General features: G+C 60.2%; 27 protein-coding genes. 12 read left to right on the plus strand and 15 right to left on the minus strand.

What is annotated here, in order from left to right; translation table 11 throughout:
• Positions 1-5: 5 nt before the first annotated feature.
• On the minus strand, positions 6-335 hold the full coding sequence (locus GRI44_RS10780; protein ID WP_160601791.1) for a HesB/IscA family protein: 330 nt from the start codon (positions 333-335) through the stop codon (positions 6-8).
• Between the two features lie 90 nt (positions 336-425).
• Complete coding sequence (locus GRI44_RS10785) at positions 426-857, minus strand: CBS domain-containing protein (RefSeq protein WP_160601792.1); 432 nt, start codon at positions 855-857, stop codon at positions 426-428.
• Positions 858-970: 113 nt separating this feature from the next.
• On the opposite strand from GRI44_RS10785, the gene GRI44_RS10790 reads away from it, so the two are divergent.
• On the plus strand, positions 971-1264 hold the full coding sequence (locus tag GRI44_RS10790) for a hypothetical protein (protein ID WP_160601793.1): 294 nt from the start codon (positions 971-973) through the stop codon (positions 1262-1264).
• Between the two features lie 34 nt (positions 1265-1298).
• Here the strand turns inward: GRI44_RS10790 and GRI44_RS10795 are convergent, their stop codons facing one another.
• From GRI44_RS10795 to GRI44_RS10815, 5 genes are all read right to left on the minus strand, one after another.
• Positions 1299-1688, minus strand: a complete 390-nt coding sequence (locus GRI44_RS10795; protein ID WP_160601794.1) for a (2Fe-2S) ferredoxin domain-containing protein — start codon at positions 1686-1688, stop codon at positions 1299-1301.
• The gene (locus GRI44_RS10800; RefSeq protein WP_160601795.1) at positions 1685-3826 is read right to left on the minus strand and encodes a S9 family peptidase; all 2142 of its coding nucleotides are present in this window, start codon (positions 3824-3826) and stop codon (positions 1685-1687) included. Before GRI44_RS10800 ends, GRI44_RS10795 begins: the two co-directional genes overlap by 4 nt.
• Positions 3827-3936: 110 nt before the next feature.
• Complete coding sequence (locus GRI44_RS10805; RefSeq protein ID WP_160601796.1) at positions 3937-4497, minus strand: DUF2497 domain-containing protein; 561 nt, start codon at positions 4495-4497, stop codon at positions 3937-3939.
• A gap of 37 nt (positions 4498-4534) precedes the next feature.
• Complete coding sequence (locus GRI44_RS10810) at positions 4535-5980, minus strand: TolC family outer membrane protein (RefSeq protein WP_232843113.1); 1446 nt, start codon at positions 5978-5980, stop codon at positions 4535-4537.
• 23 nt (positions 5981-6003) lie between these two features.
• On the minus strand, positions 6004-6675 hold the full coding sequence (locus tag GRI44_RS10815; RefSeq protein WP_232843114.1) for a protein-L-isoaspartate O-methyltransferase family protein: 672 nt from the start codon (positions 6673-6675) through the stop codon (positions 6004-6006).
• Positions 6676-6856: 181 nt separating this feature from the next.
• On the opposite strand from GRI44_RS10815, the gene GRI44_RS10820 reads away from it, so the two are divergent.
• From GRI44_RS10820 to GRI44_RS10830, 3 genes are all read left to right on the plus strand, one after another.
• On the plus strand, positions 6857-8383 hold the full coding sequence (locus tag GRI44_RS10820; RefSeq protein ID WP_160602350.1) for a fumarate hydratase: 1527 nt from the start codon (positions 6857-6859) through the stop codon (positions 8381-8383).
• Between the two features lie 148 nt (positions 8384-8531).
• A complete protein-coding gene (locus tag GRI44_RS10825) occupies positions 8532-9782 on the plus strand; it encodes a sensor histidine kinase (protein ID WP_160601798.1) in 1251 nt (416 codons plus the stop codon).
• Positions 9775-10515: a LytR/AlgR family response regulator transcription factor gene (locus tag GRI44_RS10830; RefSeq protein ID WP_160601799.1), complete on the plus strand. Its 741-nt coding sequence runs from the start codon at positions 9775-9777 to the stop codon at positions 10513-10515. The genes GRI44_RS10825 and GRI44_RS10830 overlap by 8 nt, the downstream gene beginning before the upstream one ends.
• 180 nt (positions 10516-10695) lie before the next feature.
• Here GRI44_RS10830 and GRI44_RS10835 read toward each other — a convergent pair whose 3' ends face one another.
• The gene (locus GRI44_RS10835) at positions 10696-11013 is read right to left on the minus strand and encodes a UrcA family protein (protein ID WP_160601800.1); all 318 of its coding nucleotides are present in this window, start codon (positions 11011-11013) and stop codon (positions 10696-10698) included.
• A 191-nt stretch (positions 11014-11204) separates the two neighbouring features.
• On the opposite strand from GRI44_RS10835, the gene GRI44_RS10840 reads away from it, so the two are divergent.
• From GRI44_RS10840 to GRI44_RS10850, 3 genes are all read left to right on the plus strand, one after another.
• Positions 11205-11486, plus strand: a complete 282-nt coding sequence (locus GRI44_RS10840) for a hypothetical protein (RefSeq protein ID WP_332872405.1) — start codon at positions 11205-11207, stop codon at positions 11484-11486.
• Between the two features lie 85 nt (positions 11487-11571).
• Complete coding sequence (locus GRI44_RS10845; RefSeq protein WP_160601801.1) at positions 11572-12423, plus strand: diacylglycerol kinase family protein; 852 nt, start codon at positions 11572-11574, stop codon at positions 12421-12423.
• On the plus strand, positions 12416-13270 hold the full coding sequence (locus GRI44_RS10850; protein ID WP_160601802.1) for a metallophosphoesterase family protein: 855 nt from the start codon (positions 12416-12418) through the stop codon (positions 13268-13270). Before GRI44_RS10845 ends, GRI44_RS10850 begins: the two co-directional genes overlap by 8 nt.
• 94 nt (positions 13271-13364) lie before the next feature.
• On the opposite strand, the gene rpsI is transcribed toward GRI44_RS10850, so the two are convergent.
• The 4 genes from rpsI to GRI44_RS10870 form a co-directional block, all read right to left on the minus strand.
• A complete protein-coding gene (gene rpsI / locus GRI44_RS10855) occupies positions 13365-13889 on the minus strand; it encodes a 30S ribosomal protein S9 (protein ID WP_160601803.1) in 525 nt (174 codons plus the stop codon).
• Positions 13889-14368: a 50S ribosomal protein L13 gene (gene rplM, locus GRI44_RS10860; protein ID WP_160602352.1), complete on the minus strand. Its 480-nt coding sequence runs from the start codon at positions 14366-14368 to the stop codon at positions 13889-13891. Before rplM ends, rpsI begins: the two co-directional genes overlap by 1 nt.
• Positions 14369-14551: 183 nt before the next feature.
• Positions 14552-15304, minus strand: coding sequence for a hypothetical protein (locus tag GRI44_RS10865; RefSeq protein ID WP_160601804.1), 753 nt, complete (start codon positions 15302-15304; stop codon positions 14552-14554).
• Positions 15301-16377 (minus strand): COX15/CtaA family protein, encoded by a 1077-nt coding sequence (locus GRI44_RS10870; RefSeq protein ID WP_160601805.1) that lies wholly within the window; start codon positions 16375-16377, stop codon positions 15301-15303. The genes GRI44_RS10865 and GRI44_RS10870 overlap by 4 nt, the downstream gene beginning before the upstream one ends.
• Positions 16378-16518: 141 nt before the next feature.
• Between GRI44_RS10870 and GRI44_RS10875 the strand changes: the two genes are divergently transcribed.
• The 4 genes from GRI44_RS10875 (at position 16519) to GRI44_RS10890 (ending at position 19116) form a co-directional block, all read left to right on the plus strand.
• Positions 16519-16890 (plus strand): MerC domain-containing protein, encoded by a 372-nt coding sequence (locus GRI44_RS10875; protein WP_160601806.1) that lies wholly within the window; start codon positions 16519-16521, stop codon positions 16888-16890.
• A 17-nt stretch (positions 16891-16907) separates the two neighbouring features.
• Positions 16908-17900: a sulfur carrier protein ThiS gene (gene thiS, locus GRI44_RS10880; protein ID WP_160601807.1), complete on the plus strand. Its 993-nt coding sequence runs from the start codon at positions 16908-16910 to the stop codon at positions 17898-17900.
• 99 nt (positions 17901-17999) lie between these two features.
• Positions 18000-18527, plus strand: a complete 528-nt coding sequence (locus GRI44_RS10885) for a hypothetical protein (RefSeq protein WP_160601808.1) — start codon at positions 18000-18002, stop codon at positions 18525-18527.
• Positions 18528-18585: 58 nt separating this feature from the next.
• Positions 18586-19116: a hypothetical protein gene (locus tag GRI44_RS10890; protein WP_160601809.1), complete on the plus strand. Its 531-nt coding sequence runs from the start codon at positions 18586-18588 to the stop codon at positions 19114-19116.
• Here GRI44_RS10890 and GRI44_RS10895 read toward each other — a convergent pair.
• The 3 genes from GRI44_RS10895 to GRI44_RS10905 all read right to left on the minus strand — a co-directional run bounded on the left by GRI44_RS10895 (position 19113) and on the right by GRI44_RS10905 (position 23787).
• The gene (locus tag GRI44_RS10895; RefSeq protein WP_202386323.1) at positions 19113-20915 is read right to left on the minus strand and encodes an AMP-dependent synthetase/ligase; all 1803 of its coding nucleotides are present in this window, start codon (positions 20913-20915) and stop codon (positions 19113-19115) included. The two genes, GRI44_RS10890 and GRI44_RS10895, sit on opposite strands and share 4 nt — an antisense overlap.
• Before the next feature lie 84 nt (positions 20916-20999).
• A complete protein-coding gene (gene ggt, locus GRI44_RS10900) occupies positions 21000-22742 on the minus strand; it encodes a gamma-glutamyltransferase (protein WP_160601810.1) in 1743 nt (580 codons plus the stop codon).
• A gap of 10 nt (positions 22743-22752) precedes the next feature.
• Entirely contained in the window at positions 22753-23787 is a 1035-nt protein-coding gene (locus tag GRI44_RS10905; RefSeq protein ID WP_160601811.1) for a quinone-dependent dihydroorotate dehydrogenase, read from the minus strand.
• Between the two features lie 430 nt (positions 23788-24217).
• On the opposite strand from GRI44_RS10905, the gene GRI44_RS10910 reads away from it, so the two are divergent.
• The gene (locus tag GRI44_RS10910) at positions 24218-26065 is read left to right on the plus strand and encodes a DUF885 domain-containing protein (protein WP_160601812.1); all 1848 of its coding nucleotides are present in this window, start codon (positions 24218-24220) and stop codon (positions 26063-26065) included.
• The last annotated feature ends 65 nt before the right edge of the window (positions 26066-26130 follow it).

Raw genomic sequence — 26130 nt, forward strand, 5'->3', positions numbered from 1 at the left:
ACCGGTCAGATGCCGAAGCTGGAACCGCAGCCGCAACCGGCTGCCGCCTGGGGATTTTCGACCTTGAAAGCCGCGCCGCCAAGCGATTCCACAAAATCCACCACACTGCCCGAAACGAGATCAAGGCTGACAGGGTCCACCACCAGCGTCACGCCATCTGTTTCGCTGATACTGTCGTCCGCTTCGGCATTTTCTGCCAGATCGAACTTATATTGGAAGCCTGAACAGCCACCCCCTTCGACAGACAGGCGCAGAATGGCGGGTTTTGCCTGTTTTTCGGCAATCCAGGCCACGCGTTTTGCTGCAGAAGGCGTCAAGGTAAGGCTGTGGGTCATCCAGCCTATGTAGGGTGCCCCACGCGCGCGCTCAAGAGAGAGGTTCTTGTCCTGTCGTCCCACTGGGGCCAACTGGCAGAAAAGCTGCTATCACACGGTCTGGATATAATGGCGCATCGCTTCTGCTTCATGGGCGATCTCATCGAGGCGTGATTTCACCAGGTCACCGATGGAAATGAAGCCGCACATTGTGCTGCCGTTCACCACTGGCAAATGGCGGATCCGCCGCCGTGTCATCAGGCCAAGTGCGTCCAGCACCGTTTCATGCTTGCTCACGGTGATGGCAGGGGCGGTCATCACCTCGCCAACCGGGCGTTCCAGACAATCCGAACCAGCCTCCGCCACGCGGTAGATAAGGTCCCGCTCGGAAAAGATTCCGGCCACTTCATCACCGCGCAGGACAGGCAGGGCGCCAATCCGGCGTTCGGCCAGCAGCGCAATAACTTCGCGCACCGGCGTCGACACATCGCACGTCACAATCTGCGACGGGTCGCGGCCTGCTATCAGGTGGGAAATTTCCATGACGCGCTTCCTCCTTTTGATGAGGTGGAAATATGCCATGAAACATTGTCCTTGGCGAATCCGCCCGTCGAAGCGGCATTGCAACCTGTGGCCGCACGCGGCAAAGGAAAGTCATGAAAGACCGTCCCTCGCTTGAAGATCCTGAAAATGCGGCTTTTGCCTGGGCGCGCTATCGCCGGCTGATGCGGTTCATGCTGCTGATAACCATCGGCACCGTGCTGATTGCCGTGGCATTGCTTTACAAGACCAACGGAATGGTCTCGGTCCATTTCTACATCGCGACTGCGCTTGGCATCGGCTTTGCCATGCTGCTGACATCCGCTCTGATGGGGCTGGTGTTCTTATCCAGCGGGACGGGGCATGATGAAAACGTGCGCGATAACCAGAAAGATTCGCGCCGCGACTGATTGCCGGTTGCAGATGTTCACCTGGCGATTGTGATCAATCGGCCATGCCGGTGAGGCGGTATTCTTCAACCACCTGCCCGCCGATCAGATGCTGCTGGATGATCTTCTCCAGCACATCCTCATTGCATGAATGATACCACACCCGGTCAGGCCAGATGACCGCGATCGGCCCTGCCTCACAAATTTGCAGGCAATCCGCCTTGGCCCGCTGCACGCCGCCTGTGCCGTCATCCCGCTTGGGGCCCACCAGACCCAGCTGTTTCAGCCGTTTCTTGAGGTAATCCCACGCGGCCTTGCCTTCCGACCTGCTGCAGCATTTCTGTTTTTCTGACGGACCACACAGGAAAATCTGCCGATCAACGGTTTCCCCGCCAATCTTGGCCAGCGCACGCCGCGCTTTGGCCAGTGCCCTGTCTTCGTTCATTCTGTATCCTGCTGCGGTTTTGCCAGCCAGCGGTCGAGCCAGCCAAACACCGTCTGATGCCATTGCAGCGAATTTTTCGGCTTCAGCACCCAGTGGTTTTCATCCGGAAACACCAGCAATTGGGCGGGAATACCCTTGCGCTGAAGCGCGGTGAATGACGCAATGCCCTGCGTATAGGGAATGCGGAAATCCTTTTCGCCAGTGATGACCAGCATTGGCGTTTGCCAGTTCTGGACATAATTGACCGGGTTCCACCGTTCGAACGCAGCCGGGTCCTCGAAATAGGCCTTGCCGCCATGTTCCCATTCGATGAACCACAATTCCTCGGTTTCGTAATACATCGCACGCTGGTCAAATACGCCATCGTGCTGGACCAGACATTTGAACCGGTCAGGCCATTGACCGGCAATCCAGTTCATCATGTATCCGCCATAAGAAGCGCCCATCGCGCAGGCCCGGTCGCCGTCAATCTGCGCGTCCAGTGCTAAGGCAGCGGCCAGGCCTTTTTGCAGATCTTCCAGCGGTTTACCGCCCCAGTCATTGGTGATGGCATCGGTAAATGCCTGCCCGTAACCAGTGCTGCCGTGAAAATCGATGGAAATGACGGCATAGCCCTGGCTGGCCAGAACACGCGGGTTCCACCGGCTCGACCAACTGTCATTGAACGAGCCTTGCGGCCCGCCATGCACATAGAGAATGGCCGGAATTTGTGCAGCATCCGCGCCCTGTTTCATTTCAGGTTTGGTGATCTGGCCCCACACCGTGTCGCCATCTGCACCTGTAAAGCTGAACCGGCGGATGACCACAGGCGACAGTTTGCCCATTTCCGCCAATGCCACAGAAGTAACCGGCTGCGCTTGTCCCCAGCCTTGCGACAAATACATTTCTGACGGTGCGCCGATGGAATTGCGCGTAAACAGCAATCGTTGGCCCGGCAGGGTGGTCACATCGCCGATATGCGCTTCGTTTCCGGGCATCAGGTCAAGGGTTTCGACCGCGCCGCTGCGGGGGTCGATGCGGAAAGCTGGCGTGTCCAGCGTGTCCTGCGCGGTGGCGACGATCCACCGCGAATCAGGCGTCCATGCAATGGAATCAAACGAGCGGTCAAAACCTTGCGTCAAGGCGCGGGTCTGGCCGTTTTTCAGGTTGCGCAGCTGGATGATCTTGCGGTCCGCTTCATATCCCGGCCGCGCCATGGCAACATAGGCCAGCCATTTGCCATCAGGCGATGGTGCAGGCAGCGCATCGAACGCCGTATTGGCCGCAGTCAGATTACGCGGCGCGCCGCCTGCCGCAGGCGCCCAGTAAATATCCACATTGGTGGACAGTGGCTCCTGCGCATCAGCCACACGGGCAGCAAAATACACGCCGGAACTGTCCGGCGCCCAGACGACATCTTCGCCCCCGCCAAATGGCTTGGTCGGCGCATCGCCTGTCAGCGCGCCCGTGCCTGCCGGGCCATCGGCGGCAACGCCGGGTCCTGTGGCCCTGCCATCCAGCAGATCGAAAGTGAACACCCGGCTATGGTTGCCCGGCGTTTCCCAACTGTCCCAGTGGCGGATGAAGCCGTCCTGCGCATCATACAACCTGCCTGTTCCGGGGCCGGGCAAATGCGAAGCAGGCGCATCACTGCAACCAAATGTGGCGCAATCACGCGGAATATCGCCCCACACGGCAATCTTGCGGCCATTGGGCGACAGGCTGAACCCAGCCACTTCGGCGTCCAGATCGGTTACTTGGGTTACGGTGATGGCTTGCTGGCCAGTGGCAGGTGCAGCCGTGCGCCACACCTGACTGGTGTTTTTGCCATCCTTGCCGCTGGCCAGGAAATACACTGCACCGTCAGGCGCGAATTTGGCGTCAGACGCGCCATCCGGCAGGTTCAGGACGACAGGCGTTGCAAGTTTTGCCGACAGGTTCTGCAAATAATAACGCGTGCTGCGAGCGTACGTTGCGGGATCTGTCTGCGTGACAGGATAAATGACCCACTGCCCATCGGCGCTGGTGGCTCCTGCCCCCAGCCTCGGCATTGTGACAAGGTCCTGCGCGGACATTGGCGCAGTCGTGTCAGAGGCGGAAAGCGGTGCGGCCATTGCCAGCGACACAGCGGTGAGTGCAAACCCGGTGTTGATTTTCATGGGCTGAGGATTAGCCGCTCCGCCGGCAGGTGCAAGCCCCTTGTGTGCCGCGCAGTATCGCCGCCGTCACGCGGCTGCCAAACGGGCGTTTACCCGATCGGCGCCAGCTTTCAGCCGCGCTTTCCGGCAATCCGGGCGATTTCGGCCTGAACCATTTTTTCCACCATTGATGGCAGGTTGCTGTCCAGCCATTCCGACAGCATCGGGCGCAGCATATCGCGCACCAGACCTTCCAGCGAAGTTTCCCCTGAACGCACGATTTGCGGCGCAGCGCCCGGCTGCGACAGCATTGCCAGCGCGGCAAAATTTTCACGCATGGAATCGCGCACTGGCTCAGCAGTCAGCGGGATATCATCATCGTCATGATCATCTTCGAACCGGGAATCGTCAAAGCCATCCGATGCGGGTTCTTCTTCGGCGAAATCGGCCATGCCGAGGTCCAGAACTTCGTCTGCCTCATCCGCGTCCGCCGGTTCGACGCTGGTGTCCGAGGTGGCTCCAGCGGTCATTTCGCGTGTCATTTCGCGCGTCATTTCTGTGGCGAGATGGCGGATTCCATCCGATTCGCGCTGGCGGCGTTCTTCGGCAGCACCGGCGCGGTTGTCGCGGGCGATCACTTTTTTGATCGATTCAAGGATTTCTTCAACCGATGCTTCGCTCTGTTGGCGCATTATGAACTAGCCTTCGAAAAGTCTGGCGTCAGATGGTTCAGGTGCCCGACTGCGAGTCACCTTGTGCTGGAATTTCAGCGTCCGGAGCAGGAATGTCAACGGTGCGTGTCGATTGTGCGGCAGGATCTGGGTCGCGTGACCAGTCGAACCACTTGCCCGAAACGCGGTCCGCATTGACTTGCGGGTCATACAACAGCCCTTCATCGGCCAGCCCCAGATCGCGCGCTTCTGCGCGGCCCATGGCGGCCAGCAGGCTGAACCCGGCCACATAAGCGTTGCGCCGTGCTGTCACCAGCAACACGCGGGATTGCAGCAATTCCTGCTCGGCATTGAGAATGTCGAGAATGGTGCGATTGCCGACCGAATTTTCCGCCCGGACGCCTTCCAGCGACAGTTCGGCAGCCGACACGCCCGCCTGCGACGAGACGATGATGGCATTGGCAGCCTGCCAGCTGGCATAGGCCGCACGGACCTGGGCGATCACTTCGCGTTCTGCCGCAATCACCTGTTCCAGCGCTGCTGCGGAACGGGCCTGCGCCTGACGCTGAAGGGCGGCAGGGCGCCCGCCCTGAAACAAGGGCACACTCACTTGTACACCAGCCTGCGCCGATGTGGAGGTTTGCGGCAGATTGCCGGAGATATTGCCGCCCAGAGTGCCCAGAAAATTGGAATAATCGCTGCCCGCAAACAGCGACACACGCGGCAGGCGGCCCGCGCCGGCCACGCTGATATCATATGCGCTGGCTTCGGCGCGTTCGCGGGCGGCAATCAGGTCAGGGTTGTTTTCCAGCGCCGTATACAGCGCGGCGTCCGCGCTCTCGGGCAGACCCGGCAGGGGTGGTGGGGGCTGCAGGTCAACCGGCATCTGGCCAACCAGCTGAATGTAATTTTCGCGCGCGGATATGAGATTGGACTGCGCTGTCTGCAAATCGCTTTGTGCCACGGCCAGCCGCGATTGCGACTGGGCAATGTCCGTGCGGGTCAGGTCGCCAATTTCAAACCGGTCACTGGTGGCCTGCAGATTGACCGACAGGACATCGACCTGATTGCCAGACAGGCCGACAATGGCCTGATTGCGCAGCACATCCATATAGGCCGCGACAACCTGAGTGAAAATCGCCGATTCGGTCCCGCGCAGGTCAGCCTGCCCTGCTTTCACCCTTGTTTCAGCCGACCGGATTGCATTCTTGACCGCGCCGCCTGAATAAATTGGCACGCCCAGGTCCAGGCCTGCACCAATAGAGCGTTCGGGCGCGGTGAAACTGGTGGAGGACTGCTTGATGAATTCCACATATTGGCCCGAAGCAGACGCGTTGGGCCTGCCTGCGGCCTTTTCAACCGCCACAGTCTCGTCAGTGGCGCGCTGGTTGGCGCGGGCAGACTGCAGGGTGGGGTTGGTGACATAAGTTGCCGCCAGCGCCTCGCGCAGGGTGTCGGCATTGGCTGGCACTGCAAGGGATGCCGCGCTGGCGAGTAGCGCCATTTTTACCAGCCTGCGATACATGGTCAGAAGCTCCAGCCTGTCGTCTTGTCGAATTCGGATAGGCGCGGGATGCCCATTTCTGCCAATGCCAGCAGCCCGATGCCGCTGGTTGATTTGCGGCCCACTGCAAGTTTGGTCACACCATTTGTCACCAGCCCCGTCAGGATGCGGGCGCCATCGTCCATCCGTTGTGCCAATGTATCGGGCAGTTCTTCCACTGCGCCGTCCACCAGCACCAGCGAATAGCGTGCTGGTGACGCAGTTTCCGCAGCGGCATCTTCAGGGGTTATGACATCGAGCGAGCCGACCAGCGGGCGCAGCAATTCAGGCAGGTAACCACTGCCGCTGTCCACCACCAGCGCCGTGTCGGACAGGCCGGGCTGCGCTTCTGCCAGTATCATCCCGTAAAACAGCGGCGCCGCAAGGCGGCGGCCGTTGGCAAGCGGGATGGACCGGTCAATATAGGCTGTATCGCGCGCAGCTTCAGGGACGAAATCCTCCCGCGCCACAGCGGACATGCGCGCCAGCACAAAGGGTTCATTCACGCCGCTGGTGCGCAGCTGGCTGTCAATCATCGCGCGGCGCGCCGTGTGCGCCTTTGTCGGTTGCGCCAACTGGCCCGATTGCGCCGGATGTGCTGATTGGTTCAGGGACGAATGCTGCGAAAATGTGTCTGCGGTGGTGGTGTCGGTCATGGTCATCTCTGGCTACTGTATCACACCAACAATACAGTTGGTCAATCCGCTTGGGCTTTACGGTGTAGGGCCGCTTACGCCAAGTGCTTTGACGCTAGGGGCCGCCTGCGCCTATGGACCGCTTCATTCGACCGGAAGGAGTATGCGTTCGATGAGTGACTTGGCGAAGGGCGACACGGCAATGGCCGAAATGGTGACGATCCGCGAGGAAGACCTGATCGAAAGCGTGGCCGACGCGCTGCAATATATCTCCTATTACCACCCGATGGATTATATCCGCGCATTGGGCGTTGCCTATGACGCAGAGCAGGGGCCTGCCGCGAAAGACGCCATCGCGCAAATCCTGACCAACAGCCGCATGTGCGCTGAAGGCCACCGGCCCATCTGCCAGGACACCGGCATCGTCAATGTGTTCGTCAAATGGGGGCAGGACTGCCGCCTTGGCTCATCGCGCAGCCTGCAGGATGTGGTCGATGACGGGGTCCGCAAGGCCTACACCAATCCGGAAAACAAGCTGCGCGCATCCATTCTGGCAGACCCGGCCTTCACCCGCCGGAACACGCGCGACAATACGCCCTGTGTCCTGTCGGTTGAAATGGTGCCGGGCAATACGGTTTCCATCGATGTGGCGGCCAAGGGCGGCGGCAGCGAGAACAAGTCGAAGTTCAAGATGATGAACCCGTCCGACAATATCCTCGACTGGGTGGTGGAAATGCTGCCCTTGATGGGCGCTGGCTGGTGCCCGCCCGGCATGCTGGGCATTGGCATTGGCGGCACTGCCGAACATTGCATGAAACTGGCCAAGCAAAGCCTGATGGACCCGATTGACATGGCGCAGCTGAAGCAGCGCGGCGCACAGACCGATATCGAGCAGCTGCGGATCGACATTTTCGACGCCGTTAATGCGCTGGGCATCGGCGCGCAGGGGCTGGGCGGCCTGTCCACCGTGCTGGACGTGAAAATCTACGATGCACCGTGCCATGCCGCGGGCAAGCCTGTGGCGATGATTCCCAATTGCGCGGCCACCCGCCATGCCCATTTCACGCTGGATGGTTCCGGCCCCACATTCCTCGAAACGCCCAAGTTGGATGAATGGCCTGACGTGGACTGGCAACCCGATGTCGAAGCAAAACGGGTCAATCTGGATAGCATCACCCCTGACGAAGTGCGGAGCTGGAAAAATGGTGACCGTCTGCTGCTCAGCGGCAAGATGCTGACCGGGCGAGATGCGGCGCACAAGCGCATTGCCGACATGATGGCCAGGGGCGAGGAACTGCCGGTCAGTTTCGAAGGCCGCGCGATCTATTATGTCGGTCCGGTTGATCCGATCATGGGTGAAGCAGTGGGTCCGGCCGGCCCGACCACGGCCACGCGGATGGACAAATTCACCAAGATGATGCTGGACCTTGGCCTGCTGCTGATGATTGGCAAGGCTGAACGCGGGCAGGGCGCGGTTCGGGCGATTGCCCAGAACAAGGTTGCCTATCTCATGGCCACAGGCGGCGCAGCCTATCTGGTCAGCCGCGCAATCAAGGAAGCCAAGGTGGTCGCATTTGAAGACCTTGGCATGGAAGCAATTTACGAATTCACCGTCGACAATATGCCGGTGACTGTCGCGGTGGATAGCGAAGGCAACAATGTCCACACGCTGGCGCCGGCGTTCTGGAAAGACAAGATCGCCCGCGAACATTTGCTGCCGGGCACCTGACGCCGCGACGCAAAGCTGGGCATTACATAGGGGTGGGGCGCGCATTTTCGGCGTGTCCCGCCCTTTTTGCTGCTCGACGAAAGGCGCTGCCTGTTCGACCGGAGCGCTGGCGCTGCGCCGCTGTTGTGGCGTAGAACCAGACATCATTATGACAGAGCCCGACATCACCACTATCCCTGCACGCTTGCCATTTCGCGTTGTCCTCGCGTCGATGGTCGGGCTGTGGCTGTGCTATTTCCTGCTTACCACTTTGCGCGGCAGCATCGTCGGCCTGGAAATGCAGGATGAATTGCTGTGGCGGCGCGGCCTGGTCAGTCTTGCCGGCGTGGTCGTCACTTTTGTCATGTGGCTGGTGCTGCGCCTGTTTGACGAACGTCAGCTGTGGGCCAAGATCGTCGCCGCATTGCTCGTCGCATTACCGGCTGCGGTCCTCATCGCGCAGGCAAACCAGATGGTATTTGCCGATATTGAAGCCAAAGTGATTGAAAAGATCGGTGCCCGTCAGGGGGTGAAGATCAGGCGGGATGAAGCCGGCAATGTGCTGGTCGATGTGCCGGGCCTGCCGGGCGAATTGGACGATCCGCAAAACCCGCCAGAGCGGAATATCCAGTCAGACAAGTCCACGGTGGCCGCCACCGTGACGCTGGCGCGCGCGCCAACCGGCCTCGACAGGTGGCGCCAGTTGACCGATATTGCGCTGGGCCGCTATTTCCTGCTGCTGGCATGGGCATCGCTTTACCTGGCGCTGCTGGCAGGCGCGCAGGCCCGCGCTGCTGAACGGCGCGAAGGCGAATTTCGCCGCGCAGCCAAGGCATCGGAACTTCGTTCGCTGCGCTATCAGGTCAATCCGCATTTCCTGTTCAACGCCCTGAATTCGCTGTCCGCACTGGTCCTCACCGGCAAGGTGGATCGCGCCGAAACGATGATCCAGACCATTTCCAATTTCTACCGCCACAGCCTGGCCGATGATCCAACCTCGGATGTATGTCTGGCGGATGAATTTGCACTGCAGCGTCATTACCTTGATATTGAAGCGGTCCGTTTTCCTGATCGGCTGCGGCCGGTGTTCGACCTGCCGGACAATCTGGCAGAAGCGCGCATTCCCGGCATGATCATGCAGCCGCTGGTCGAAAATTCGGTGAAATATGCTATCGGCCCGTCGAAGGTTCCGGTGACCGTTACGCTGGCTGCGCGTGAGGAATATGGCCGGCTGGTGGTTTCTGTCAGCGACAATGGGCCGGGCGCTAATGCGGAAAGCAAGCATGGTTTCGGCATTGGCCTTGCCAATGTGCGGGACCGGCTGAAAGCGCGCTTCGGCAAGGATGCGACGATTGTTTCAGGGTCAACAGCGGCAGGATATCTGACTGAATTGAGGATACCGATGGTGAAGCATGGCTGAAGACACAAGCGACCAACCGCTGCGCACGCTGATCGTTGATGATGAACCGCTGGCAGTGGAACGGATGCAGGTTATCTGCGCGAAACTGAAGGATCTGGCTGTTGTTGGCACCGCCAGCGACGGTGCCTGCGCGCTGCGACTGGTGGAAGCACTGAAGCCCGATCTGGTGCTGCTGGATATGACCATGCCCGAAATGGACGGGCTGGCCGTGGCACGCAAACTGGCGCGGCTGGAACAGCGTCCGGCGGTCATTTTCGTCACTGCGCATGATCATTTTGCGGTCGAGGCGTTTGATCTGGACGCGGTTGATTATGTGCTGAAACCGGTCGCGCCCGACCGGCTGGGCCGGGCCATTGAACGGGCCATGGCGCGGCGCGGTGAAGCGGTGGCTGCCGCCAGCGAATGGCTGACCGAATTATGGGTGCCGCACCGGTCGGAATTGCTGCGAATAGAGATTGCACAGGTTTCGCGTATCGATGCCGAACGTGATTATGTGCGGCTGCATGTGGCAGATCGCAATTATCTGCTGCTGCAAACCATCGCCGGGCTGGAAAAACGGCTCGATCCTGCGGAATTCATTCGCATCCACCGCTCCACTATCCTGCGGCGCGAACATATTCATGGCCTGCGCCATGATGGGCTGGGTGTGTGGTCGGTCGAACTGGATGATGGCGAGGCGCTGCGTATCGGCAGGACCTATCTGCCCAAGGTCAAGGCCATGGCCGGGCGTTGATCGTCCCGAAGAATTCGGGACCAGTGTAACCACAGGTGACATAACCGGAAATAAGAAGGCCGCCTGACGGGCGGCTTTTTTTGGTGTTTCACACCGTATCCCTTGGAAGCGAACGGTAGCAGGGGTTTGACCCGGGCCAGGGGACTGGTCCGGCCCGGGTCAAGACGGCTGACGGGCAAATCAACCGCCGAGGCGCTGATCGGTCAGGATGGCTGCAAACTGCTTTTCAGCCTGCGCTTTGGCCGTGTGGAAGCACTGCAGTACATCGCGAGTTGGCACGCGGGTGCCAGTGACAGCACGGTCCATTCCGCAAACTTCGCGGGCGGCCTTGATAATCCGCTGGTTGAGCGTTTTCTGGCCAGCAGCGGTGGCAAGGTTGAGATCGGCATATTCGACATGAATCGTCTGCTTTTGTTCAGTGTTCGCGAATGCCGGTGCGGCTGTGCCAGCGGTGACGGTTGCGCCAAGGGCGGCAAGAGCAATCATTGCATGTTTCATAATCTTCTCCTCCAATTGCGAGACCACCAAGAGGGGGGCGGGCGGCCTTCACAAACATTGGAGTAGGCGGCTTTCGCGATCACTTCAGCCAGACTTCGACAGCGGCGCGCATTCTTCCGACCACGGATGTAGTCGGCAGATGAATGCTGTAAAACCGCGGTCGAATGCTGTTTGGCAATCGACGAAGGGCAGTGCATGATGTGCCCATGGTGCTGATTGTCATCTTCATGCTGGGAATCGGCAATTTCGCCCTCCACCGCGCCGTGCTGGAAAGCAGGCACCCCTTGCTTGGCCAGATGCCGTGGTTTGTGCACATGCTGGGCGGGCGCGTGACCATGGTCACCGAATTCGTGGTTTTGCTGGCGTCCATGTTGTTGGCGGCCAATGGCTGGCCGTCGCTGGTGTGGGCCTATCTTGGCTATACTGCGCTCAATGCTGTTGCTGCCTGGTTGATCCTGACGCGTCGCATCTGACCTTGATTTGCGCCGCAACGGGCTTGTGCGCCGCGTATTTGGCGGGGTTCGGGAACAACCAGCCGCCTTGCCGCGCTTAGGCTGTATGGAACCAAATTCGACAACATGGCTGGTCATCAACAGCGCCAGCGGCAGTCACGATCCGGAAATGGTGGAAACCATTACGGGCGCATTGGCAGATGGCGGTTATCCGGCCAAACGGGTGGTGGATTGCAAGCAGGATGAATTGCCTGATGCCGCCATGGCAGAACGCGAGGGCGTGACCCATGTGGTGCTGCACGGCGGGGATGGCACGCTGAATGCGGCAATCACCCGGCTGGAAGGGTGGGACGGCGCCATTCTTCCCTTGCCCGGCGGCACCTCCAACCTTTTGTGCCACCGTCTGTTTCCCGATTGCGATACATTGGCCATTCTGCGCAGTTTCACGTCTGGCGAGTTGGTGCGCCGGCGTGAATTTTGCCTCCGCGGGGAAAATCATGTGGCCTTGTGTGAGATACTGGCTGGCCCCGGCGCATTATGGGCCGACGTGCGCGAGGAAATGCGTGAATACAACATCGGTCAAACGCTGGCCAAGGCCATTGATGCCAGCGGAATTGGCGATACCGGCCCCAATGTTGTGCTGGCCGATCCGCAGCGCGGCAAGGATGAAGGGTATGGCGGGCTGCGTCTGATTGTGGAAGCGCACACCATGCGTATCGAAGGATATGGCCCCGATGGCTTGTCGGAATTTGTCGAACAGGGCATCGCCATTTTGAAGCGCAATTTTCGCGAAGGCCCGCACGATGATCTGGGCGTGGCCGAAAAAGCGGTGCTGCGGTCGGCCGAAAATCAGCCGATACCGCTCATGGTTGATGGCGAACGGCATACAGGCGGGGCGGAAATCACGTTTTTGCTTGCCCCGCTCCAAGTCGATCTGCTTGGGCCGGTGAATGGCTGACAGCACTCTATTATTTCACCTGAGCGATATTCATTTTGGCCTCGAGGATAACCGCGCGCTGGACTGGGTCGCGGCGGAAGTATCACGCCGCAAACCTGACGCCGTGATGATCACCGGCGATCTGACCATGCGTGCAAGGCACCGCGAATTTGCCGCAGCGCGGGAATGGATCTGTTCGCTGGAAGCACCGGTTACAGTGGAAGTCGGCAACCATGATTTGCCCTATTTCAACCCGGTGGAACGGTTTTTTACCCCGTACAAGCGATTCAAGGGCATGGAAGCCATGGTGGAGCGTGAACTGGACCTGCCAGGCCACGCGATCATTTCGCTGAAGACCACCGCACGCGCGCAATGGCGGATGAACTGGTCGAAGGGCTGGGTGACCGATGCGGCGCTGGAAAAAACGCTTCGCGCTATCGATGCCCTGCCGCCGGGCCGTCAGGTGCTGATTGCCGCCCATCATCCGCTGGTGGAGGTGGGCACCCATGGCACTGCGCTTACGCGGGGCGGAACACGGGCGCTGGCGGAACTGGCCAAGCGCAACGTGGCCGCCGTGCTGACGGGCCATGTGCATGATGCATTCGATATCATGCAGGAAACTGAAAATGGCATGGTCCGCATGATTGGTGCAGGCACGCTGTCACAGCGAATCAGATCAACCCCGCCCAGTTTTAACGAACTGACGATTGTGGGCGGGGATGTGCGCGTGGAAGTGCGCAATCTGCAGCATGTGGCGAGCGAAGACATGATGATTGACGAGGTGCCCGAAGATGCAACCCCGCCGCGCAGTGCTGGCGAACCCGTCGCGCCGGTCAACCAGGTGCCGCGCACTGATCCGCCAGTGTGAAAGACTGATGCCTGACAGTTAAAAACCCCTGGCAAACAAAGAAAAAGGCGGCCCGTTTCCGGACCGCCTTTTTTGTAGCGATTGTCTGTAACGCTTAACGCTTCGAGAACTGGAAGCTACGACGTGCCTTCGCACGGCCATACTTCTTACGTTCCACCACGCGGCTGTCGCGGGTCAGGAAGCCGGCAACCTTCATGGTCGCACGCAATTGCGGTTCGAACTTGGAAAGTGCCTGGGCGATGCCGTGCTTTACCGCGCCAGCCTGGCCGGAAAGACCGCCACCCTTGACGGTGCAGATCACATCATACTGTTCCAGACGGTCAGCAATGCTGAAAGGCTGGTTGATCACCAGACGCAGCGTTGGACGTGCGAAATACACTTCCTGATCGCGGCCATTGACGGTGATCTTGCCCTTGCCGGGCTTGATCCACACGCGAGCCTTGGCGTCTTTACGACGGCCAGTGGCATAGGCGCGGCCCTGCGCGTCCAGTTCCTGCTCACGCAGCGGCGTGGAAGGCACCTGGGCAGTTGCAATTGCAGCGGCATCCGCATCGGGAGTGTCACCAGCGATGGTCTTCAGATCGGCGAGATCGGAGACGGTGTTGTTTTCGTCAGCCATTACGAAGCAGCCTTGTTCTTGCGGTTCAGCGACGCGACGTCCATCACGGTGGGCTGCTGCCCGTCATGCGGATGTTCGGTGCCGTTATAGAGGTGGAGTGCCTTCATCTGCGCACGGCCAAGTGGCCCGCGCGGAATCATGCGCTGCACAGCCTTTTCCATAACCCGCTCGGGGAAACGGCCTTCCAGCACCTTTGCCGGTGTGGTTTCCTTGATCCCGCCAGGGTGGCCGGTGTGCTTGTAATAGATCTTGCCGGTCATCTTGTTGCCGGTGAACTTCACCTTGTCGGCATTGATGATGATGACATGATCGCCGCAATCGACATGCGGGGTGAAGCTGGGCTTGTGCTTGCCGCGCAGCAGGTTTGCTACGATGGTGGCAAGGCGGCCAACGACCAGACCTTCAGCATCGATCAGATGCCAGTTTTTTTCAACCTCGGCCGGTTTGATCGACCGGGTGCTCTTGGTGAGCGCCTTCATGGCTTGGTTCCATTCCTGAAAAATTGCAGGCCCCATCATGACAGGGCCGGATAGTTTTTCGCGAATCCCCGAAATGGGTTCCGCAAAGATGGCGCGATTTGTTCGTTTATGCAGCCTAAGTCAAGCAAATCCGCGCATCTTGGTGGAGGTAAAATAATACCGTCAGCGCAATGCCCGCGTGTTTCAGGCGGACAGCAGGGACCAGTTCTCGCAAGACGTGCGGCTGGCGTCGCCAATTTGTGTGACGATGCAGCGCTGTGCCCGTTGCATCAGGTGCGCCGCAGGATCGGTGGCGGCGCTGAACGTGACGATGACTGACCCGCTTTGACCATGCGGCAGATCAATCTCGCGGCGTTGCTGCCAACTGGACTGCGCCGGATTGAAGAGGTCTTCCGGCAACTGGCTGGCAAGCTGCGCGGCAGATTGCTGCAGATAGGCCAGAAACTGTCTGGCATCTGCTTGCTTGGCATCTGACAGCCTTGCCGCATCAATCTGCCGGCGGGCCTGCAATATCGCCTGATCAATTTGGGCGGGCGCGCCGTCTGCCTGTTCTGCGGTGATGAGGCCATATTGGTCCAGCGCGATCGGGAACATGGCGTTTTCTGTCCGGCCACGCTCGATCGCGGCGAGCATGCCCAGGCTTTGCGGAGCGGAAACATCGACGCCCACTTGCTCGCCTTCAAGGGAAAAGCCCGCATCCTGATCGGTGAATTGCACCTGCCAGATGCGCTGCACGACAATATGCGCGCCATCACCAAGCTCGCGGGACAATTCCCGCGTCAATCGCATGGGGGTGGAGGGGGGATTAAAAGCGTTTGCCGCTTGCCGCGCGCTGGCAGGCCGGGCGCGGGCAGGGCGAGTGGTAGCCAGCAGCGGTACCAGGGCTGCGCCTGCCAGCCAGGCCATGGATTGCCGCCGGTCGAGCGGGCCGGTCACTTGCGCCGCCCCAGAACATGGGCGCCCCACGCGGTGGCCGACACCAGCAATGCGCCGACCGCCTGATGGGCGACGCCCAGCCACAATTCGACACCGGACAAAACCGTGGCAATGCCGAGCAAGATCTGGATGCCAAAGGTGCTGTGGATGGCCACGGACGCCCGCCGCTCGAACGGTTTGACCTTGCGCGCCAGCACAATCAGCGCCGCCACCGCCACCCACGCCCACCACCGATGCAGGAAGTGCAGGAGGAAGGGATCATGTGTGGCTGCGTAGAAAAACCCGCGCGCGCCATCATAATCGGGCACGAAACGGCCTTGCATCAAGGGCCAGCTGTCGGACGCAAGGCCCGCATTGAGGCCCGCGACCCATGCGCCCAGCAGCAATTGTATGAACAGGATCGATCCGGCCAGCACCGTCACCCCGGTCAGCCGCGCCGGCCGCGCTGAACCCAGCGTGCCCAGCCGTGTCAGATCAAGCGCAGTCCAGATCAGGCCGGCAAGCGTGAACAGCGCAGTCAAAAGATGGATCGACAGCCAGAAATGGCTCACATCGGTCATCTCGCCTGACAGGCCGGAGCGGACCATGAACCAGCCGAATGCACCCTGCAGCGCGCCCAGCGCCAGCAGCGCCACCAGCCGCAGTTTATAGCCCTGCGGTATCTGCCGCCTGATCCAGAACCATGCCAGCGGCAGGAAAAATGCCATGCCGATGATGCGGCCCAGCAGGCGGTGGAACCATTCCCAGAAGAAGATAAACTTGTAATCAGCCAAGACCATGCCCGCTGGCCCGTTGACCTGCGTATATTCAGGGATTTGCTTGTAAGCATCGAACTGAGCCTGCCATTCGGCCTGCGTCAGCGGCGGCAAGGCGCCTGTAATTGGCTTCCATTCGGTAATCGACAGGCCTGATTCGGTCAGCCGCGTTATGCCGCCCACCACCACCATGATGAACACCAGTACCGCCACACACCACAGCCACCGCGCCAGAAGAAGCGGGCGGCCATCAGCCTTTTCGCTATCAGCGGCCAAGCCGGGCGGGGAATGATCTACGTTTCCGATTGCTGCGACCATGCGCCCCTACTGCGATGCAGCCTGAAAAAGCGCAAGGGCAATCAGGTTGCGAAGCGCGCATGATTGGTTGCGCAAATTGCACCACAAAACTTTTGTTGCGCCCTTGCGCAATGTTACAACGTCACATACATGGAGGCTCTGATGCGCCAGGGACTTCTCTCGATTCGCGCCCGTCTGGACCGTGCGGGCATTCTGCTGTCGGGGCTGTGCGCCTTGCATTGCATTGCCAGCATCCTTTTCCTGTCGGCCCTTGGCGCGGGCGGCCACTTGCTGCTTTCGCCTGAAATTCACCGCATTGGCCTGCTGCTGGCGACATTGATTGCCGCAGTCGCGATTGGCTGGGGCGCATTGCGGCACCGGCGCGCGGCCCCTTTTGTGGTGGCCATGACCGGGCTCAGTTTCATGGGCGGCGCGCTGGCCGTTCAGCATGGCGTGGAAGAAGCCGTTCTCACCATTATCGGCGTCGCTCTGGTCACGCTGGGTCACATACTCAACTTGCGCCACGCGCATTGAACGCTATCTGGCGGGGTATGAGCGCCCACCTTACCCTTACCGTTAACGGCGAAACCCGCCGTACCCAGGTCACCACCATCGCGGCACTCGTGCGCGAGCTGGAACTTGATCCGGCCAAGGTGGCAGTGGAGCGCAATGGCGACATTGTGCCGCGCTCAACCCTGGAAGGCGCCGCTCTTTCAGACGGTGATGCTCTTGAAATCGTGCATTTCGTCGGCGGGGGCGATCATCAGCCACCAGCAGACGATAGCTGGGAAGTGGCTGGCCGCAAGTTCACCTCGCGGCTGATTGTCGGAACCGGCAAATACAAGGATTTCGCACAGAATGCCGCGGCGCTGGAGGCCAGCGGCGCCCAAATCGTCACTGTTGCTGTGCGCCGGGTCAATGTTTCTGATCCCAAGGCGCCCATGCTGACGGATTACATCGATCCCAAGACAACAACCTATCTGCCCAACACGGCAGGCTGTTTCACTGCTGAAGATGCCATTCGCACGCTGCGTCTGGCGCGCGAAGCTGGCGGCTGGGACTTGGTGAAGCTGGAAGTGCTGGGCGAAGCGCGCACGCTCTATCCCAACATGCGCGAAACGCTGCGCGCCACCGAAGTGCTGGCCAAGGAAGGCTTCCTGCCGATGGTGTATTGCGCTGATGATCCCATCGCTGCCAAACAGCTGGAAGAGGTGGGTGCGGTGGCCATCATGCCGCTGGGCGCGCCCATCGGCTCCGGCCTTGGCATCCAGAACCGCGTGATGATCCGCCTGATTGTGGAAGGGGCGAGCGTGCCCGTGCTGGTCGATGCCGGTGTCGGCACTGCATCTGATGCCGCGGTGGCCATGGAACTGGGCTGTGACGGGGTGCTGATGAACACCGCCATTGCCGAGGCGAAAGACCCGATCCGTATGGCCAAGGCCATGAAGCTGGCCGTTGAAGCAGGCCGCCATGCCTATCTGGCAGGCCGGATGGCAACCCGTAAATATGCCGACCCCAGCAGCCCGCTTGCCGGCCTGATTTAAAGCCTCGCTGATTTAAGGCACCTCTGATTTGGAGCATTCTGGTTACCGGAAATTAACCATCTTGGGCGATGTTCTCCTTGCAACAGGGGACAAACGACCATGTCGACCACCAGCACTGCTTCGATGACCATTGCCGAAATGCGGGAATTTGCCAGCTTTGATGCTTGCGAACAGCGGTATATCAAACGCAGCCTCGATGTGGGGTTGGGCCGCCATGATGCGTTCAAACTGTGGGCACGCGATGCGGCGGAAAACGCCTCCATCCGCAGCCAATATGTCATCTATCAGGATTTGAAGGCGCTGCGCTGCCGGATGCCGAGCGAAATCGGGTTTGACGATCTGGACCCGTTCATGGGCAAGCTGATGCGCGTCACCGCTTTTGACCTGGCACAAGAAAGGCTGACCAGCTTTTCTGCGTATCGGTTTCTTTATGAGCGCCTGCTTGGCGCAGATGTGCGCCCCTGGCTGCCCAGCGCATTTTGCGCCGCGTCAGCATTGCCACAAATCCGGCCCGAAAGGCGGCGCGATCTGCTCAAATCCCTGAGCGAAGCTGCCGCAACCGCGCCGGGATGGTCTGACCGTCAGCCAGCCTTCTATCCTGACTGGGTCGAAGAAATAGCCGCCTGAGGGTGAATTTGCGGATTGTGTAGACGCGAAATTAACGACCCTGCTCCACATATCCGGCATGGCCATTGCCACGCCAGCCCACGCGTTCGGACTTGAACAGCAGGGTGATATTCTTGTTCTGGGCACAATCTGGCGCGGCGCCATGATTGGCATGTATTCCAGCACCGATGCCGCCATAATCCAGTGTCTCGAACAGGCATCTGATGCAGGTCTGGCGTTGCCCCAAGGCGCATTTGACGAATGCCCGCAAAAGCGGCTGTTGGCGCTCGAAGGGCTGGTTTCAGACCGGACCGGTCAGGAAAATGATGCTCAGGCAAATAATGCTGCAACCATCAAGGCCTTGTCGATCTGGCGGCAAATGTCCGCCATGCGGGGGCCGGTCATGAACGGGCGCTTTTCGGCCAAGGGCCGGCGCCTGAAAATGGAATGGAGCCAGTTCAGAAACGGTGTGCGCGAACATTGCGGCCCGCTGACATGCAGCCCGCTTGACCTGTTCGAACAATTGGTCAGCCTGAAACGCGCGTCCGAGGGTCTGGAACTGGAACTGGTGAAAATCCGCCGCGACATGGCCCGCGGCGAGCCTGCCTAGCTGCGATAGAGTGCATCCAGCCGGTCACCATAGCGTTCCCTGATCTTGTGCCGGCGGATTTTCAGGCTGGGTGTCATTTCTTCGTTCTCGATTGAAAACGGTTCGTCGGCAAAGGTGAACTGCCGGACTTTTTCCACCACTGACAGTTCCTTGTTCACCCGGTCCACCGCGGCGCGGATGGCGCTGCGGAATTCAGGGAGTTCCTGCAATTGCTGGCAATCGAATTTCTTGCCCTGCTCGCGGCACCATTCCACCTGCCATTCCGCATCGGGAACAATCAGGCCGACCACGTAAGGGCGCTTGTCCCCTGAAACCATGGCCTGGGCAATTTCGGGTTGCAGGGTCAGCATTCCTTCAATCTTTTGCGGGGCAACATTGTCGCCCTTGTCATTCACGATCATGTCTTTCTTGCGGTCGGTAATCACGATCCTGCCGCGGCTGTCGATGTGCCCGATATCCCCTGTATGCAGCCAGCCATTTTGCAGCGCGCGGGCGGTTTCCGCCTTGTTCTGCCAATAGCCATGCATCACCAGCTCGCCGCGGCACAGAATCTCGCCATCTTCGGCGATTTTTATTTCCACGCCGCGCATGGGCGGGCCGACGGTTTCCATGGCAATGCCAGCGGCAGGGCGGTTGCAGCTGATGACGGGTCCAGCCTCTGTCTGGCCGTAGCCCTGCAGCATGGTGAGGCCCATGGATTCAAAGAAAATGCCCACTTCGGGGTTAAGCGGCGCGCCGCCCGACACCATCGCTTTCATCCGCCCGCCGAACCGCTGGCGGATCTTGGGCCGCAGCGCCTTGTCGATGAGGAATTCCATGGGCCGGTCGCGCAGGCGCATTTTGCCGCCCGCCCTGATTTCGCCAATCGAAAGGGCGCGGTCCATCATGTAATTGGCCAGTTTGCCCTGTTTCGACACCTGTTTCATGATGCGCGTGCGCAGCACTTCGAACAAGCGCGGCACCACCACCATGATGGTCGGCTGCACTTCCTCGATATTGCTGGCCAGTTTTTCCAGCCCTTCGGAATAATAGATTTCCGCGCCCATGCCGATCGGCAGATATTGCCCGCCGGAATGTTCATAGGCATGGCTCAGTGGCAGGAAGCTGAGGAAGCGTTCTTCCCCCCAACCAAAATCATCCGCCAGAATTTCCGCAGCGCCCGCCACATTGCACAGGATGGAACCGTGATGCTGCATCACCCCGCGCGGCGCGCCACCAGTGCCGCTGGTGTAAATGATGCAGGCTGTGTCTGACCGGCCAATGGCGGCAATGCGCTTGTCCACTGCGGCGCGGGCGGCGGCGGCATCCCCTTCCATCATGCTGGACCATTGGTGGCATGTCAGCGCGCCTGACTGATATTGCGCGATAGCGTCAATCGCGATGATATGTTCCGGCACGCCGGACCGCATCATGGCAGGGATCAGCGGCTGCGACAGTTTTACGTTGGAAACAATCACCGCGCGGGCGCCGGAATTGTCCAGAATATGCTGGTGGTCGCGTTCGGTATTGGTGATGTAGGTCGGCACAGACACGCAGCCAGCCGCCATGATGGCGAGATCGGCAATGCACCATTCGGGCCGGTTTTCCGACACCAGCGCAACCCGGTCGCCTTCATCCAGGCCCAGCCCGCGCAGGTTTTCCGCCAGCAGGCAGACCATGTCTGCCGCTTCGCGCCAGCTGATTGTCTGCCAGTGGCCGTCCTTTTTTGCGGCCAGAAACGGCTTGTCGCCCCGTTCCTGCGCACGGGACAGAAAAAGCTCGACGAGGTTATTCGCCGAATCAAAATCGGAAAGCTGCAATATCCGCTCCTGCACCCGCTATCATTTGTCGATCTTGCGGTTCGTCATTTATCTAGGCCGCCGCAACCGTAGCGGCAAGCCATCTCATTGCGGCACCGATGCCCCTTCGCTGCGCGGATCGGCCGCGCCGACCCAGCCGGTCGCGGTGCGTTCTGCAGCGTTGGTCTTAAGCGGCAATTCGCGCGCCATAACCTGGCTGTGGCCCAGCGCAGTCAGCGCGGCTGTCATGCTTTCCAGCATCGAACCCTGTTCGATCACGACCGTATCGCCGGGTGAATAAAGCTGCGGCAGGGCCAGCGCATCAGCCAGCGGCAAGCGAAAATCAATCAGGCCAATCAGCGTCTTGGCCACCTGCACAGGGATGGTCCCGCCGCCTGCTGCGCCCAGAATATAGATCAACTGCCCATCCGGCGCATAAACGACCGTTGGCGCCATGGAACTGCGCGGGCGTTTGCCGCTTTCCACGCGGTTGGCCACCATTTGCCCGTCCACCACCGGGGCCAGGCTAAAATCGGTCAGTTCATTATTGAGATAAAAACCCCCCATCATCAGGCCGGATCCAAACGGCCCTTCGATGGTGGAAGTATAGCTGACGGCAGTGCCTTCGCGGTCAAGCGCGACGAAATGCGACGTGCCGTTTTCCGGCGGCTCGGTGCCATCCGGCGGGGCGATTGCCAGCGCAGGCGCGACACCCGCCTCGACCTTTTGCATGGTGGCGCTGGTAGAAATCAATCGTGCGCGGCCAGCCAGATAATCGGGCTGCAACAGCCACTGGACCGGCACAGTGATGAAATCAGGGTCCGCCAGATAGCGTTCGCGGTCGGCATAGGCGAGGCGCTGGGATTCGGCGAACACATGCCAGCTGACCGGCGAATTTACGCCCAGCCCATTCAGGTCGAACGGTTCCAGCTGTTTCAAAATGGCGATGACCGTGGTCGCGCCCGATGATGGCGGGCCCATGCCGCAGATGCGGTAGGCGCGATATTCACCGCATACCGCATCGCGCGGCTTGGCTTCATAGGATGCCAGATCCTGCGCGGTCATTCCGGCATCGCGGGGCGTGGCACGGCGGATGCGGGCGGCTATTTCTGCGCCTGCTTCATTGGTGTAGAACCAGTCCGGCCCGCCAGCGGCAATGCGTTTCAATGTGGCGGCAAGGTCGGGGTTGCGGATAATGGTGCCAACCGGCTTTGCGTCGCCTGCATCGGTGTAGAACAGCGCCCGCCCCTCGGCACTGGCGGCGGCGCGTGGCTGGTATTTGACCAGAAATTCGTTGAACCGCGGCGATACGGCAAAACCGTCTTCTGCCAGCTTGATTGCCGGGGCGAACAGGCTGGCCCATGCCAGTCTGCCATATTGCCGGTGCGCCTGTTCAGCCAGGCGAATATTGCCCGGCACCCCTATGCTCAGGCCGGTCATGACCACATCACCATAGGATTTTGCGGTGCCATCATCCGCCAGAAACCAGTCCGGCCCGGCAGCGGCAGGCGCGGTTTCGCGGCCATCTATGGTGCTGACCTGGCCATCAGCCGTGCCTCGCACGAAGAACCCGCCGCCGCCAATGCCTGAACTTTGCGGTTCCACCACCGTCAGTGCCAGCATGGTGGCAATGGCTGCATCGGTCGAACTGCCGCCCTGCCGCAACATTTGCGCGCCCGCATCAGCGGCGCGCGGGTCGGCCGCGCTGACCAGACCGGTTGGCGCCTGAAGGGCGGGTGCCGCTGCTTCTGTTCCTGCGGGCCGGGCAATCTCGCCAGTGGTCGCACAGGCTGATAGCAGCAGGCTGGTGGCAACAAGCGGGGCGAGGCGGGTGAAACGCATTGTCATGCCGCTACTGCTATTCACTCCCGACCGCCTCGGCAATGCTGGAAAATCCATCGCGCCGCATCAATCGTTCCAGACCCCTGGTGATCTGCCGCGCCAGACCGGGGCCGTGATAGATCATCGCGCTGTATAGCTGGACCAGCGTGGCTCCTGCCCTGATCCGCGCCCAGGCATCTTGTGCCGAGGCAATACCGCCTACGCCCACCAAGGGCATCTCGCCGCCGGTTGCCTGCCGGAAATCGCGAATGCGCTGCTGCGCCAGCCCGCGCAACGGCGCGCCGGACAGGCCGCCTGCTTCATCACGGTGAGGGGATTTGAGGGCAGGGCGAGAAATGGTGGTGTTGGAAACAATCAGCGCGCCCAGCTTCTTGTCCACCGCGATGCGGGCAATGGCGTCTATGTCGGCAGGTTCAAGATCCGGCGCCACTTTGAGGAAAACCGGCACCTGTGCGGCGCCGCGTGCTTCCAGCACTGCGTCCAGCAGGGAAACCAGCGCGCCTTCATCCTGCAAGGCGCGCAGGCCCGGCGTGTTGGGGCTGGAGATATTGACTGCCAGATAGCTTGCCAGCGGCGCCATCAGCCGCGTCAGCTGGGCATAATCATCAATGCGGTCGGCAGAATCCTTATTGGCCCCGATGTTGACGCCGACAATTCCCCCGCTTCTGACCTTGCGCCGTTCCGCCAACCGGCGCGCCGCCACTTTTCCACCGCTGTTGTTGAAGCCCATGCGGTTGATCACCGCCTCATCCTCCACCAGCCGGAAAATGCGCGGTTTGGGGTTTCCTGCCTGTGGCAGCGGAGTGATCGACCCCACTTCGGTAAATCCGAACCCGAGGCCCAGCAGCGCATCGGGCACCTGGGCATCCTTGTCGAAACCCGCCGCCATGCCCAGCGGATTGGGAAAGGACAGCCCGGCCACATCCACGGCCAGGGGGCCAGCCCGCGGGGGCGATTTGAACGGGCTGCATTCCAGCCCCGCAATCGTCAGCCGGTGGGCCTTTTCGGGGTCAAGAATAAACAATGCCGGGCGTATCAGGGAGAAAACCATGGTCTGGCGCTATGCCCAAATGGCCTGCCCCTGTCGACTATTCCGGGCGCAGATCGCGCAACAAGGGTGAAGATAAATAGGTCGCAGGGACAGGATGCTGCACCAAGATTGTCGTTTACATACAATAAAAACCAGGGGGAACCGGTGTAAGAGGCTGATGCGACCCGAAGGGCTCGATGCAGCAATGTAACGAGTTCCTCGACTTCAGGAGCGGTTCCTTCACGAAGGGCCGCTCCTTTTTTTGTCCTGAATCCAGCTACATCTTGGTGCGGCCAGCGGTTGTTGCGCTGGCCTGCCAGCCTTTTCCACGCTGCTGCGAATCGTCCAATCCTGACGAGATTCGCGGCAAAATCTGCAAAGTTTGGCCGCATGCTCTAGCCAAAGCGCATTCTTTCCGCCTAGTTTGCCCAATAATATTCGGGTGGAGAAAATGATGATCCTTCGTGCTTCCGGTCTTGCGACCGCCGCAATACTTGCCCTTTCCACCAGCGCCTGTGCGCCGCAAACCGCTGAAATTTCGAGTGCAAGTTCAGCGGCCGCACTTGCTCCGGCACCGGCCACAGCCCAAAACGCGCAGCTGGCCCAGCTATTTGCGGATTATGACGCAGCGCAGCTTGCGCTTTCGCCCCAATCCAAGGCGTATCGCGGCATTCGTGACGATGATTATGCCCGCTGGGGCGATTTTTCCGACGCAAATGCCATCGCCAGCCAGAACCTGCTGCAAGCAACTGCCGCTAAAATGCATCAGGATTTCGTTCTGGCTGATCTTTCAGCGCAGGATGCCCTTTCCTACCGCTTGTTTAATGCCATGGCCAAGCGCAGCGCGGCGACATTCCCGTTCCGCAAATATGGCTATGAATTTGACCAGATGAACGGCGCGCAATCCGGCCTTCCGGCTTTCCTGATCAATATTCATTCGGTCAAGAATCAGGAACAGGCAGCTGCCTATGTCACCCGGATCGGCACGCTGGGCCAGTCGCTCGACACGCTGACGCAAACATCACGTACCCGCGCAGATGACGGCGTGATGCCGCCGCGCTGGGTGTATGATTACGTCATTTCCGTTATTGAAAACCTGCTCTCTGCTGGCGATCAAAACGCCATTCTGGCAGATTTTGCCGCCAAGGTGGACGCAATCGACCTGGCTGAACCAAGCCGCACCGGCCTGAAGGCAGAGGCAGTGGCCGCCTGGAACACGGGCGCGCGCCCGGCCTATGCGCGCCTGCTGGATGAAATGAAGCGGCAGCAGGCCATTGCCGGCACAGCTGATGGCATCTGGCGGTTTCCCGAAGGCGGCGCCTATTACAACGCTTTGCTCGGCAATTACACCACCACCGCGCTCAGTGCGGATGAAATTCATGACATCGGCCTTGGCGAAGTGGCCCGCATCCATGGCGAGATGGAACGCATCATGCGGCAAGTGGGCTTTACCGGCAGCCTGCAGGATTTCTTCAAACATACCCGCGACGGGGAAGAATTTTTCTACGACACGCGGGAAGCGTATCTGGCCGATGTCGATACCAAGCTGAACGCGATGCAGGCCCGCCTGCCGGAATATTTCGCCACCCTTCCGGCTGATCCGCTGACGGTAAAGCCAGTGGAAGCATTCCGCGAAAAAAGCGCGGGTAAGGCATTTTATCAAAGCCCCGCGCCAGATGGTTCGCGGCCCGGCACCTATTATGTGAACCTGTATAATCTGCGGGACATGTCGAAGAACGAGCTGGAAGCGCTGGCCTATCACGAAGGGTTGCCTGGCCATCATCTGCAGCGGTCCATCCAGACGGCGCTGGGTGATGTTCCGCCATTCCGCAGGTTTGGCGGCGTTACTGCCTATTCCGAAGGCTGGGGGCTTTATTCCGAGGAACTGGGCAAGGATATGGGCTTCTACAAGGATCCCTATTCAGACTTTGGCCGGCTGGGCATGGAATTGTGGCGCGCCTGCCGGTTGGTGGTGGACACTGGCATCCATGACAAACGATGGAGCCGCGAAAAGGCGATCCAATATCTGACGGTCAACACGCCCAATCCCGAAGGGGACATCCGCAAGGCCATCGAACGCTACATCGTCTATCCCGGCCAGGCGACGGCCTATATGATCGGCAAGCTGAAAATCATGGAATTGCGGTCACGCGCACAGAGCAGGCTGGGCGACCGGTTCGATATTCGCGCTTTCCACGATGTCATCCTGAAAACAGGGCCGGTGCCGCTTTCGATCATGGAAGAAAATGTCGACGCGTGGATTGCCGACCAATCCGGCGCATCGGACGCTGCAGGGTGATGTAGAGCGCAGCACCGCAGGGAAAAGGCGTAAGGAAAGGGCGCGCTGAAGGGGCGCGCGACGCA

Origin of the sequence: Allopontixanthobacter confluentis, assembly GCF_009827615.1 — a bacterium.
In the GTDB taxonomy this organism is placed as follows: Bacteria; Pseudomonadota; Alphaproteobacteria; order Sphingomonadales; family Sphingomonadaceae; genus Allopontixanthobacter; species Allopontixanthobacter confluentis.